The following is a 12,009-nucleotide window of genomic DNA, read 5'->3' on the forward strand; positions in this document are numbered from 1 at the left end:
GTTTGCTCACTACATACTCGTATACTATACTTGTATTGCGGGGCGATGAGAGGGGGTAACCAGCCTGGCAGTCAAGCATGGAATCCTCGGCATTCTCGCCGGGCGACCGCGCCACGGCTACGAGCTGAAGACCCAGTTCGAGCGCCTCACGGGCGGGCTCTGGGAGCTGAACGTGGGGCAGATCTACTCCACCCTGGAACGGATGCTGAAGGACGGCCTGGTGGTGCTCGAGGAGTCCGAAGGGCAGGGCGAGGAGCGGAAGGTCTACCGCATCACGGAGGCTGGCCTGGAGGAGCTGGAGCGCTGGCTGGCCCGACCGCCCCTCAAGGCCCGCCCCATGCGGGACGAGATCTACGTGCGCCTGGGCCTGCTGGTCGATAAGGATCCCGCACGGGCACTGGAGCTGCTGGAGTCGCAGCGCCGGGTGTACCACCTCCAGATGGCGGAGCTCACCCGCGCCCGGATTCAGCTGGCGCGGGCGCAGGGCCCGGATCGCCTCCGGCAGGAGATGATGCTCGACGCGGCGCTCCTGCACGTCGAGGCAGACCTCAAGTGGCTGGATAACTGTGAAGCCCGGCTGCGGGCAAGGGGAGGCCAGGAATCGTGAGCAAGGAGATCATCCGCCTGGACCAGGTTGTGAAGGAGTTCCGGCGCGGCGCCGCCACCGTGCGGGCGGTTGACGGGGTGAGCCTCAGCATCTCGCCGGGCGAGTTCGTCGCCGTCATGGGCAAGTCCGGCTCCGGCAAGTCGACCCTGCTGCACCTGATGAGCGGCCTCCAGCAGGCGACCTCGGGCAAGGTGCACCTGCTGGGCCGCGACCTCACCGAGCTGCGCGACGACGAGCTGACCCTGCTGCGGCGCGAAAAGGTGGGCTTCGTCTTCCAGTTCTTCAACCTGCTGCCCACTCTGAGCGCCCTGGAGAACGTCGCGCTGCCCCTGCTGCTGGCGCGGGTGAGGCAGAAGGAGGCCGAAGCCAGGGCGATGGAGCTGCTCCGGACGGTGGGGATGGAGTCCCGGGCCGCGCACAAACCGGACGAGATGTCGGGCGGCCAGATGCAGCGGGTGGCCATCGCCCGGGCCCTGGTCACCAACCCGCCCCTGCTCTTCGCCGACGAGCCCACCGGCAACCTCGACTCGCAGTCCGGCGAGGAGGTGCTGCTGCTGCTCAAGGAGATGCAGTCAGAGCGGGGGCAGACCATCGTGATGGTCACCCACGACCCCAAGGCGGCGGCCTACGGGGACCGGCTCATCCGGATGCGGGACGGAAAGGTGATCGACGACCAGCAGACGGGGGGGACAGCCGGATGACGGCACAGTACCTGCGCATGGCCGCCCGGTACCTGTGGAGCCGGAAGGGCCGGTCCTTCATGACCCTCGCCGGGATCGCCCTGGGCGTGACGATGGTGGTGGCCGTCCTCCTCATCAACGGCGCGATCTTGGGCAGCTACGAAAACCTTCTTGCGGCGGCCGCGGGCCGGGCGGACCTGCAGGTCTCCGCGACCACGGGCTTCGGGTTCGACGAGGACCTGCTGGAGGTTGCCCGGCAGACCCCGGGCGTGGCCGTGGCGGCGCCGGTCATCGCCTCCGGCACCCAGGTCGTATCCGGCGACCGGCAGGCCGGGGCCACCTTCTACGGCATCGACCGGGACCTGGACCAGCAGATCCGCACCTACCGGATGACCGCGGGGCGGCTGCCGGAGGGCCCGGGCGAGGCCGCCGTCACCACCGATCTGGCCGCGAACCTCGCCCTCTCCGAGGGCGACGGCTTCAGCCTCCTGACCACCCGGGGGCTGCAGGCGTTCACGGTGGTGGGGATCTTCGACGCGCAAGGCACCGTGCGCGGGGCCCTGGGCCCCTTCGGCGTGATCACACTGGGGGCGGCGCAGGAGGCATTCGGCAAGGCCGGCAAGCTCGACGTGATCGACATCGTCGCGGCCGAGGGCGAGCCGACGGGCGCGCTGCAGGAGCGGCTGGCCGTTGCGCTGGACCCGCAGGTGCGGGTGACCACGCCCGTGGAGCGGTCCCGCGACATGCAGCGGCTGCTCGACTCCGTCGTCTTCCTGCTCACCATGGCGGGCTCGATCTCGCTCTTCGCCGGCACGTTCATCATCTACACCAACGTCTCGATGAGCGTGGCGGAGCGGCGGCGCGAACTCTCGATCCTGCGTGCGCTGGGCCTCAGGCGGGGCGAGGTGATCGCCTCGGTGCTGACCGAGGCGGCGCTGCTCGGCTTCCTCGGCGCCTTGCTGGGCCTGGCCTACGGCTACGGCATGGCCCGGGTGATGGCTGACCAGGCGACGCAGCAGTTCCTCGCGGGCTACGGGGTGCAGGCCGCCGCCGTCGCCATGGACCTCGGCACCGTGGCCGCCGCCCTCGCCGTGGGCGTCGGGGCGGCGCTGGCCGCAGCGTTCGGCCCCGCCCGGGAAACCGTGATGGTGAGTCCCGTGGAGGCGATGCGCCCGGCGGAGAACCCCGGGGTCGACCCGGCGCGGCCCGGCTGGCGCCGGGGGGCAGCGGGCCTGGCCCTTCTGGCTGTGGGGTTCCTGACCGTCTGGCTCACCTGGCCCGAGAGCGAGATGCTCTCACCGCTGGTGCTGCGGCTCTGGGGGCTGATGCTGGTGGTGGCGCTGCTGGGCATGGTCCTCCTCCTGCCGGTGCTGCTGCCTCTGGCCAACCGGGCGCTGCTCAGGCCGCTGCTCACGGCTGCGCTGGGCGTAACGGGCCGCCTGGCCGCCGACAACCTGATCCGCATGCCCCGGCGCACCGCGGCCACCATCTCTGCGCTCATGGTCACCCTGACCTACATGGTCGCGATGGGAGGCGTGGAGGCCAGCCAGATGGCCACCTTCAACCAGTGGTTCGAGAAGAACATCGGCTGGGACATGAACGTCTCCAGTTCGTACGCCGGCATCGGCGCGCTGGTGGAGGTGGACGACGCCTTCGTGCAGCAGCTGGCCGAGGTGGAGGGCGTCCGGCTGGTCAGCCCGCAGAAGATGATGCGGGTGATCATCGGCGACGGCGACCAGGCCTTCCTTCAGGTCTTCGACCACTCCCTGCTCAGGCAGTACTCCGAAACCATGCTCGAGGAGGGCAGCTGGCCCGAGGTCGCGGACCTGATGGAGCAGGGCGGCCACGCGGTGATCTCCCCGGGCATCGCCGCCCGCCTTGGGGTGGGCGTGGGCGGCACCCTGCGCCTCCCCTCGCCCAGCGGTGAGGTCGCCTTCACGGTCGCAGGCATCATGACCGACATCACCCCCTACGGGGGCACGATCAACATCGACCGGCGGGACTACCTGCGGTACTGGAACGACAGCACCGCCTCAAACGTGGCGGTGCTGGTGGAGGAGGGCGTCAGCCCGGAAGAGGTGAAGCAGCGCATCCTGGACCGGTGGGGCGACACGATGCCCCTCAACATCCGGCTCAACCGGGATTTCTGGAACGAGCTGAAGGTCGCGTACGACAGCTTCTACGGGCTTACCGAGGCGCTGACCTGGGTCGCCGTGCTGGTCGCGGGCCTCGCCATCGCCAACACGCTGGTCACGGCTATTCTGGAGCGGAAGCGGGAGTTCGGCGTGCTGCGGGCCGTGGGCACCCGGCGTGGCGAGGTGGTCCAGGTGGTGCTGGGCGAGGCGTTCAGCATGGGCGTCGTCGGCGGGCTGATCGGCGCCGTGGCCGGGCTCGGGCTGCAGCGGGCGATGGTGGCCTCCAGCGAGCTGATCAACGGCGCCACCATGCACTGGGTGTTGGACTGGGGGTCGCTGGGCACCGCCGCCGTGGTCGCCCTGATCCTGGCACCCCTGTCGGGGCTCCTGCCCGCCCGCTGGGCCGCCCGCCTGGACGTAGTGGATGCGCTGCGGTATGAGTAGCCGGTAGGCGAGTCGGCACGCGAAAAACCGGGCGGGCCTCCGCGGGAGGTTCGCCCGGTTGTCATACACGTACGGATCGCACCGGCCGGCGCCGCAGCGCTGCTCAGGCGGTCAGGGCCGACTCGAGGATCGTCAGCACAGCTCCCTCGGCATCGAGTCGGGCCCGGACGCCCAGCGGCAGCGTGGCCCGGTGCGGCCCGTGCCCGCAGGGAAAGCCGTAGAGCACCGGGATCCCCAGCGGGGCGAGCAGGTCCTCAAGCACCTCGAAGAGCGTCAACGACGGGCGGTCCGGCGGGCCCTGCAGGCAGGTGGGGGAGTCGCCGAAGAGGATCCCCGCCGCCCGCTGCAGCTTCCCCGCCAGCAAGAGCTGCGTGAGCATCCGGTCGACCCGGTAGGGGGCCTCGTCCAGGTCCTCCAGCAGGACGATGCAGCCGGTGAAGTCCGGCTCCCAGCGCGTGCCCATCAGCGAGGCGATCAGGGTGAGGTTCCCCCCGGCCAGGCGCCCCTCGGCCACCCCGGGCCGAATGGTCAGGGGGCAGGGCGCCCCCTCCTCCCCGGGGTCCGGCCAGGGGATCTCCCCCAGGGGGCCGGGCTCCTGCAGCGCCCGCCGCAGGCCGGCGGCGTTGTACGCTTCCGCGCCGCCGAAGGCGGCCACCATCGGGCCGTGGAAGGTGACCAGCCCGGCCTCCCGCGCCATGGCCAGGTGGAAGACGGTGATGTCGGAGAACCCGCAGAAGAACTTGGGCTGCCTCCGAACCCGTTCCCAGTCGATCCCGTCCAGGATCCGCATCGCCCCGTAGCCGCCCCGGGCGCAGAGCACCGCCTCCACCGCGGGGTTCGCCCACACCCGGTTGAAGTCCTCGGCCCGCCGGTCGTCCGTCCCGGCCAGGTAGCCCCGCCGGGCCAGCACGGCGTCGCCCACGACCGTCCTGTACCCCCAGGCGTGCAGCCGCTTCAGCCCTGCCTCCAACTGCTCCGCCGGAACCGGCCCCGAGGGGGCAACGACGCCGATGGTGGCTCCGGGCCGCACGGGCCTGGGGCGGCGCACAGCTGCATCGGTCATCGGTCACTTCCTCCCCTTCCTTTGATGTTCGCCCATCGGGTGATCCTATGAATAAGGACGGCGTGCACCCCAGCGGGGAGCACGCCGTCTCAGGCATTGTGCGGAGAGCTTGTCCTCAGGACCCGGCTCGTGTCAGTCAGCGCTCGGCCTGGTCGGGTGAACGGTGCCCCGCGGGTGCTCCGGAGGGGCGTAGATCACGTATACCTTCAGGGGCGTGTTGCCCGTGTTGGTGATGTTGTGCCAGACGCCGGCGGGCACCATGACGGCGGAGTCGGCGTAGGCCATGCGCTCAAAGTCCAGCCGGTCGGGGCTGTTCCCCATCTGGACCAGGCCTTGCCCCTGCTCGATGCGGATGAACTGGTCGGTCTCCGGGTGAACCTCCAGGCCGATGTCCTCTCCCACCGGGATGCTCATCAGCGTCACCTGGAAGTGCTCCCCTGTCCACAGCGCGGTGCGGTAGTTGGTGTTCTGCATGGCCGCCCTGGCGATGTTGACGACATAGGGCCGGCCTCCGTAATCCATGGTGCCGCGCCGCCCGGACTCAGCGCGCCAGTGGCCGGCATACCGGCGGGGCACCGCTGGGATGCGCCAGGGGTAACCATACGCCGCCTTGTAGTACACACGCAAGCTCCTCTCACCGGTTTGCCGCTATTTTATGTTGACCGGTCCACCGGCGACTCTCGCCCTGCGACAGCCGACCGGGCTGGGCGGGCTGGAGCGTGCCGGGCAGTCCGCACCGGGCGTGCGTGCATCTATACCCCACACCTGCGCCGCGCGCCGTTGCCACACTTGTGGTACGCTTATCTTAACTTGCTGTAGTGAGGAGACTGGCTGCATGCTGACGGTGGGAGACATCCTCGGAGAGCAGGTGCAGCACCCGTTCGTCGGGCGGGAGGCGGATGCTGCACATCTGGGGCTTCTGCCGGCAGGTCCCGTCCTGCCGGGCTCACTGGCTCCGCCTCATCCCCGGGGACGGGCCGGGCGATCAGGTCTGGATCGAGCCGGAGGCGGGCCGCGGCGTAAAGCTCGCATACCAGCTGGACGAGCTGTCGCAGCGACTGTGGCCTCGGGTACTCGGGCAGCACCCGTCCCGATCCGTCTGTGCCACTGGCTGCCAGCGCCTGTCAGGCACCCCGCGTGCGCCAGCCGGCGTCAGCGTGATCGATCGCGAACTCGCCGTCCCTTTCGAAGAGGCCGCGGTGCACGTTCTCAATGAACCGCACCACGAGGTAGACCATCGCCAGGCTCCCGCAGAGGACGACCGGCAGGGCGCCCAGGAGCACCCCCAGGGGACCTTCCACCCGGGCGAGCAGCCGGCCGCCGAGCGGTCCCATCCCGGTGATCAGCTCAAAGACGACGGCTGCCCCCACCGCCTCCTTCCACCGCTCCAGAAGCACGGCGACGCTGTCCTGGACCGCCTCCGTGGCGGTGGCGTCCTCCTCCGCCACCAGAATTGGGTACGCGTAGAGTACGGCGCCCTCGCCGACCAGCATGATCGCCGCGGGCACCAGCGGCACCAGCCAGCTGGCGAGGACGACGCCGGCCAGGACGGTCGCCAGGGCGGCCGCCAGTGCGGCCACGCCCAGCGGCAGGAGGCTCAGCAGCCTCACCTTCAGCAGGCGGGCCCACTCCTGGCGGACGCCGCGCAGGAAGTCGGCGGCCGTCGGGCGCCTTCCGCCGCGGACGAGCGCGCGCAGCACCCCGATCAGCCCGGCGTGAGCCAGGAGGTACAGCAGCATCAGGGTCAGGAGCGTCAGCAGCCCCGCCGGCGACGTCAGGATCGCCATCCAGGCCAGCTGCGCCCTGTCGTACTGCTCGAACAGGACGGTGCGGAGCGGGTCCTGGATCCCGCCCGGGAACAGCCCCAGGGCCCGGCCCATGGCCGCCGCCAGAACCACCGGCCCGACGTCGACAGCCACGTGCGCGAGGACCAGGCTCCACCAGTACCGGCGCCATACCGCGAACGCTCGCTCGAGGAGCCTCACCGACCCTTCACCCCCGCTGGATACGACGTCCTCTATGAACCGTGACTCTGCATAATAACTTATTGTTCCACCTATATACTACCTTGTCATAACGCTTGCCGGACCGAAGGGCAGGAATCGCCGTCCTGCGGGCAGAATTGCCGTGCTCATCCCGCGGAGGGAGGCGTGAGGTGTGATGATCAGGGAGCGCGAGACGGCCGCGGTGCGGCGGAAGTTCGACCGCAACGCCCGCTGGTTTGATGCAGGAGGCGGAACCGCAGACGCCCCGTGGCGCGTGCGGTTGATCCGGGAAGCGAGGGGCCGGGTCCTGGAGATCGGCGTGGGAACGGGCAAGAACCTGCCGTTCTACGACCCGGCCGGCACGACCGAACTGGTCGGGATCGACCTCAGCCCGGGGATGCTGGCGCGGGCCCGGTTCAAGCCGTGCCGGGTGCCGGTGACGCTGCTGGAGATGGACGCGCAGCGCCTGGCGTTCCCCGACGCCTCTTTCGATACCGTCCTGGCCAGCTACGTGTTCTGCTCCATCCCGGACCCGATCGCGGCGCTCCGGGAGGCCGCCCGGGTCTGCCGGCCCGACGGGCGCATCCTGCTGCTGGAGCACATGCGCGTCGACCGACCGGTCATCGGCGCCCTGATGGACGCGGCGGCCCCGCTGGTCTCGGCGCTGGTCGGCTGCCGCATCAACCGCAGGACGGTGGAGAACGTCCGCCTGGCAGGCCTCACGGTCGAGCGGGTCGAGCCGCTGAAGGGAGACCTGGTGAAGCTGATCTACGCCCGCCCCTGACGGGCGGGCAAACATTTTCGTACAATCGAGACAGACCATTTGCTCCCCGAACGCTTGACCGACCCCCGGCTGAGCGCCGGGGGTCGGTCCGGAGGAACGCTAGTTGACAGGCAGGAATGCCATGCACTTACCGCTGAACTGCGGCAGGTCCCGAACGTGGGTCTCAGGTTCGTCCTGAGCCTTCTGGTCAATCGTGGTCGCCAGCGCGTCGGGCAGGGGGATGGCCACATACTCGGCTTCGTCGCACCGGCCGACCAGGAGGCGCCAGTTGACCACCATGAGGGGGCCTACGCCGCCCCGGCGCGGGACGCCATTCGGCCCGCTCCAGAACCTGCAGCAGCGGAGCCAGGTCACTATGATCACACTCTACTTACCCGTCAACCCGCTCCACCCTCGCCACGCACTCCACGTGCGCCGTGTGCGGGAACATGTCCACCGGCTGCACCTCCACGGTGCGATACCCCATCCCCGCCAGCCGGCCCAGGTCCCGGGCCAAGCTGGCCGGGTTGCAGGAGACGTAGACCACCCGCCGGGGCGCGACCGCGGCGATCGCCTCCAGCACAGGCTCGTCGCAGCCCTTCCTGGGCGGGTCCAGCACGATCACGTCCGCCCGGACCCCCTCCTCCGCCAGCCGCGGCATCTCCACCGCCGCGTCGCCGGCGATGAAGCGGGCGTTGTGCACCTCGTTCCGCCGGGCGTTCTCCCTGGCGTCGGCCACCGCCTCCTCCACCCACTCGATGCCGATCACCTCTCGGCACTGCCGGGCCAGGAAGAGCGAGATCGTGCCGATGCCGCAGTAGAGGTCCACCACGGTCTCACCGCCGGTGAGGCCGGCGTACTCCAGCGCCTTGCCGTAGAGCACCTCCGTCTGCGCCGGGTTCACCTGGAAGAAGGAGACCGGCGAGATGTTGAACTTCAGGTCGCCGATGTAGTCGGTGATGTGCCCCCGCCCCGCGAGCACGCGGCTCTCCCGGCCCAGCACCACGTTGGTGCGGGCCGGGTTGATGTTCTGCACCACGCTCACCAGCGCGGGGATGCGGGCCATCAGCTCCCGGGCGATCACCTCGCCATGGGGGAAGTCGGGGCCGTTGGTCACCAGCACCGCCATCGCCTCGCCCGTGCCGCGGCCGACCCGGGCGAGCACGTGGCGCAGCACGCCGGTGTGGGTGCGCTCGTCGTAGATGCGCACGCCGTACCGCCCGGCCAGCGCCTTCACCTCGGCCATGATCCGGTTGCCCAGGGGGTGCTGGATGTCGCACTGCTCGATGTCGACGATGCGGTGGGTGCCGGGGGCGAAGAAGCCCGCGATCACCCGGCCGGAGCGCCAGCCCACCGGAAACTGCGCCTTGTTCCGGTAGTGCCAGGGATCCTCCATGCCCAGGGTCGGGTGGACGGTCACGCCGCTGAGCTTGCCCAGCCGCTCAAGGGCGTCCACGACCTGCTGCCGCTTCAGCCGCAGCTGCGCCCCATAGGCGATGTGCTGCAGCTGGCAGCCGCCGCACTCCGCCACCACCGGACAGGGCGGCGCCACCCGGTCCGGCGAGGGCTCCTCCACCGCCACCAGCGCCGCCCGGGCGTAGTTCTTCTTCACTTCCGCCACGCGCGCCAGCAGGCGGTCGCCCGGGGCGCCGCCTGGCACGAATATGGTCAGTCCCTCGTAGCGGGCCACGCCCTCACCGCTGCTGCCGAGGCCGTGGACCGTCACCGAAATCTCCTGCCCGGGGCGAACCGGGCTCTGCGCCGTCTCTTGCCTGCTCATGGGGATCAGTGTACCACAGAGCGGGCGCCGGGTGCACTCGCCGCGCTCCCGGGCCAGCGGCGACGAGGGCGCGGCCTCAGGCCCGCGCATCTGCGCCGCCCGCCGACTCGGTCCGACCCGCCTTCTGCGCGGAGAGCCACTGCAGCGTTTCGCGGAAGGCAGCCGCCGTGTCGGTGGGCACGAGCCCCAGCTCCCGGCGGGCCTTCTCGTCGCTGACGATCCACGGTGCGGTCCAGCTGCGCACCTCGTGGGGGTGGACCGGCGAGCGCCGGCGGAAGGCGATCCGGGCGCCCAGCGTGGCCAGCCGCGCGGCGCCCACCAGCACCGAAACCGGCATGGCCCACCGGGGGCTGCGGCCGCCGCTCACCTGGGCCAGGAGGCCGAAGAGCTGCTCCTGCGTCAGGTTGGGGCCCACCAGGTGGTAGACCTCTCCGGACCGGCCGCGCTCCATGGCCGCGACCGTGCCGCGCACCACGTCCCGCACGAAGACCAGGTTGACCACCGCCTGGGCCGACCCCAGGTAGAAGGGAAGGCGGCCCTCCTTGACCATCCAGATCACGGTGTTGATCCCGTCCGGGTCCCCGGGGCCGAAGACGGCACTCGGGCGCACCACCACCACCTCCAGCCCGCGGTCCCGGTAGGAGAGCGCGAGCCGTTCCTGCTCCAGCTTGGTGATGCTGTACGCGTCCGGGAGGGGCGCAGGTTCGTCCTCCTCCGCGCGGGGCCGGTAGCGGCCGTTCTCGTCCGCCATGGCGGGGCCCCCGGCCGCGATCGAGGACATGTGGACCACCCGCTTCACGCCGGCCGCAGTGCAGGCGTCCAACAGGCGGCGGGTCCCCTCCACGTTGACCGCCCGCATGCGCTTGAGCGACCCCTGAAAGTTGATGCGCGAGGCCAAGTGGTAGACGCGCTCCACCCCCGAGACCGCCCGCTCCAGGGAGGCCGGGTCGCCGAGGTCGCCCGCCGCCACCTCCAGCTGCTGGCAGAGCGGGCCGAACACCGTCTCTGCCTTCTCCCGGGAGCGGACGAGAATCCGTACTTTCTGCCCCTGCGCAGCGAGATGTCGCACCAGTTGCTCGCCGATGAAGCCGGTGGCGCCGGTTACCAGGTCCACGGGCCACGCCTCCCTTCATGGTATGTCATAACAATTTGACGCCCCGGGTCACAGTTCCTACGGCCGGCCGCCCCTCATCCCGGTTCCTACGCCCCCGGCGCCCCTTGCTCCGGTTCCTGCGGCGGATGCCCGGTATGGCTCCGCGGACGGGGGGGCACCCTAACCCCCTGAGGTGAGCGTCCACGGTGCACAACATCGTGATGTTGACCTGGGAGTACCCGCCCCACCTGGTCGGCGGGCTCTCCAGGCATGTTCATGCCCTCTCAAAGGCGCTGGTCCTGCAGGGGCACCACGTCCACGTGATCACCCGGGCGGCCCAGGGTTACCCGGCAGAGGCGTTCGAGGACGGCGTGCACGTCATCCGGGTTCACCCGTACTTCCAGGAGCCCCCCGACTTCCGGCTCTGGGTGGCCCACCTGAACTTCGCCCTCCTGGAGGCGGGCGTGAACCTGATCCCGAAGCTGAGCGGCCCGGCGATCCTGCACGCCCACGACTGGCTGGTGGCCTTCGCCGCCCGGGGCCTCAAGCACCTCTTCCACCTGCCGACGGTGGCCACGATCCACGCCACCGAACACGGCCGGCACCGGGGCATATGGGACCAGGGGCAGCAATACATTAACGACATCGAATGGTGGCTGACCTACGAGGCGTGGCGGGTGATCGTCTGCAGCAGGGCCATGCGGGCGGAGGTGCAGGGCCTCTTCCACCTGAGCCAGGACAAGGTGTCGGTGATCCCCAACGGGGTCGATCTGACCGTCCCCAAGGGGTGGGAGAAGGTCTCCCGTGAGACCTACGCCGCGCCGGACGAGCGGCTGATCTTCCACATCGGCCGCATGGTGCCGGAGAAGGGGGCCGGCGTCCTGCTCGAGGCCATGCCGATCCTGCGCAAGCGGCACCCGGTGAAGCTGGTGGTCGGCGGCACGGGGCCCTACCTGGACGAGCTGAAGCGCCGGGCCCACGAGCTGGGCGTGGCTCAGCACTGCTACTTCGCCGGCTGGCTCCCCGACGCGACGGTCCACGCGCTCTACCGGTTCGCGGACGTCGCGGTGGTCCCCTCCACCTACGAGCCGTTCGGCATCGTCGCCCTGGAGGCGATGGGCCGCGGCACGCCCGTGGTGGTCTCGGACACAGGCGGCCTGGGCGAGACGGTGCAGCACGAGGTCAACGGCCTCAAGGCGCTGCCGGGCCACGTCCAGTCCCTGGCCGAGCAGATCGACCGCCTGCTGTCGGACCGGGACCTCGCGGCGCGGCTGGCCGCCGAAGGGCTCAGGCAGGTGCGGGAGCGGTACACCTGGGAGAAGGTGGCCGAGGCCACCGCCGAGGTGTACGACAGCGTGCTGGCCGCCTGGAGCCAGACCGACTGGGGCACGCAGAGCGCAGCCCTCTTGGCCCCGCCGACGGCCTCGGCCACTCCTCCGGATCGGTACACCATTTGAAC

11 protein-coding genes are annotated in these 12,009 nt (G+C 70.4%); 5 read left to right on the forward strand and 6 right to left on the reverse strand.

The annotated features are described in order from the left end of the window. Positions 1 to 91: 91 nt before the first annotated feature. The 3 genes from J2Z79_RS12965 to J2Z79_RS12975 are packed head-to-tail and all read left to right on the forward strand — an operon-like array spanning position 92 to position 3,866. Positions 92 to 607 carry a PadR family transcriptional regulator gene (locus J2Z79_RS12965; protein ID WP_342589488.1) on the forward strand — a complete coding sequence of 172 codons (516 nt, stop codon included), beginning with the start codon at positions 92 to 94 and terminating at the stop codon, positions 605 to 607. Beyond that, the gene (locus tag J2Z79_RS12970; RefSeq protein ID WP_342589485.1) at positions 604 to 1,308 is read left to right on the forward strand and encodes an ABC transporter ATP-binding protein; all 705 of its coding nucleotides are present in this window, start codon (positions 604 to 606) and stop codon (positions 1,306 to 1,308) included. The genes J2Z79_RS12965 and J2Z79_RS12970 overlap by 4 nt, the downstream gene beginning before the upstream one ends. Further along, complete coding sequence (locus J2Z79_RS12975; protein ID WP_209467320.1) at positions 1,305 to 3,866, forward strand: FtsX-like permease family protein; 2,562 nt, start codon at positions 1,305 to 1,307, stop codon at positions 3,864 to 3,866. The genes J2Z79_RS12970 and J2Z79_RS12975 overlap by 4 nt, the downstream gene beginning before the upstream one ends. A 103-nt stretch (positions 3,867 to 3,969) precedes the next feature. On the opposite strand, the gene J2Z79_RS12980 is transcribed toward J2Z79_RS12975, so the two are convergent. The 3 genes from J2Z79_RS12980 to J2Z79_RS12990 form a co-directional block, all read right to left on the reverse strand. Next, a complete protein-coding gene (locus J2Z79_RS12980) occupies positions 3,970 to 4,929 on the reverse strand; it encodes a S66 peptidase family protein (protein WP_209467321.1) in 960 nt (319 codons plus the stop codon). 132 nt (positions 4,930 to 5,061) lie between these two features. After that, the gene (locus J2Z79_RS12985) at positions 5,062 to 5,505 is read right to left on the reverse strand and encodes a cupin domain-containing protein (RefSeq protein WP_342589489.1); all 444 of its coding nucleotides are present in this window, start codon (positions 5,503 to 5,505) and stop codon (positions 5,062 to 5,064) included. Positions 5,506 to 6,053: 548 nt separating this feature from the next. Next, complete coding sequence (locus J2Z79_RS12990; protein WP_209467322.1) at positions 6,054 to 6,914, reverse strand: hypothetical protein; 861 nt, start codon at positions 6,912 to 6,914, stop codon at positions 6,054 to 6,056. A gap of 175 nt (positions 6,915 to 7,089) precedes the next feature. Between J2Z79_RS12990 and J2Z79_RS12995 the strand changes: the two genes are divergently transcribed. Continuing rightward, complete coding sequence (locus J2Z79_RS12995; RefSeq protein ID WP_209467323.1) at positions 7,090 to 7,698, forward strand: class I SAM-dependent methyltransferase; 609 nt, start codon at positions 7,090 to 7,092, stop codon at positions 7,696 to 7,698. 99 nt (positions 7,699 to 7,797) lie between these two features. On the opposite strand, the gene J2Z79_RS13000 is transcribed toward J2Z79_RS12995, so the two are convergent. From J2Z79_RS13000 to J2Z79_RS13010, 3 genes are read right to left on the reverse strand one after another with little or no spacing between them, the layout of a single operon-like run. Next, positions 7,798 to 8,061 (reverse strand): hypothetical protein, encoded by a 264-nt coding sequence (locus tag J2Z79_RS13000; RefSeq protein WP_209467324.1) that lies wholly within the window; start codon positions 8,059 to 8,061, stop codon positions 7,798 to 7,800. Positions 8,062 to 8,068: 7 nt separating this feature from the next. Beyond that, positions 8,069 to 9,547, reverse strand: coding sequence for a 23S rRNA (uracil(1939)-C(5))-methyltransferase RlmD (gene rlmD, locus J2Z79_RS13005; protein WP_342589486.1), 1,479 nt, complete (start codon positions 9,545 to 9,547; stop codon positions 8,069 to 8,071). Further along, positions 9,534 to 10,571: an SDR family oxidoreductase gene (locus J2Z79_RS13010; protein WP_209467325.1), complete on the reverse strand. Its 1,038-nt coding sequence runs from the start codon at positions 10,569 to 10,571 to the stop codon at positions 9,534 to 9,536. Before J2Z79_RS13010 ends, rlmD begins: the two co-directional genes overlap by 14 nt. 185 nt (positions 10,572 to 10,756) lie before the next feature. On the opposite strand from J2Z79_RS13010, the gene J2Z79_RS13015 reads away from it, so the two are divergent. After that, positions 10,757 to 12,007 (forward strand): glycosyltransferase family 4 protein, encoded by a 1,251-nt coding sequence (locus J2Z79_RS13015; protein ID WP_342589487.1) that lies wholly within the window; start codon positions 10,757 to 10,759, stop codon positions 12,005 to 12,007. The last annotated feature ends 2 nt before the right edge of the window (positions 12,008 to 12,009 follow it).

It is taken from the genome of Symbiobacterium terraclitae, from assembly GCF_017874315.1.
Lineage (GTDB): Bacteria > Bacillota > Sulfobacillia > Symbiobacteriales > Symbiobacteriaceae > Symbiobacterium > Symbiobacterium terraclitae.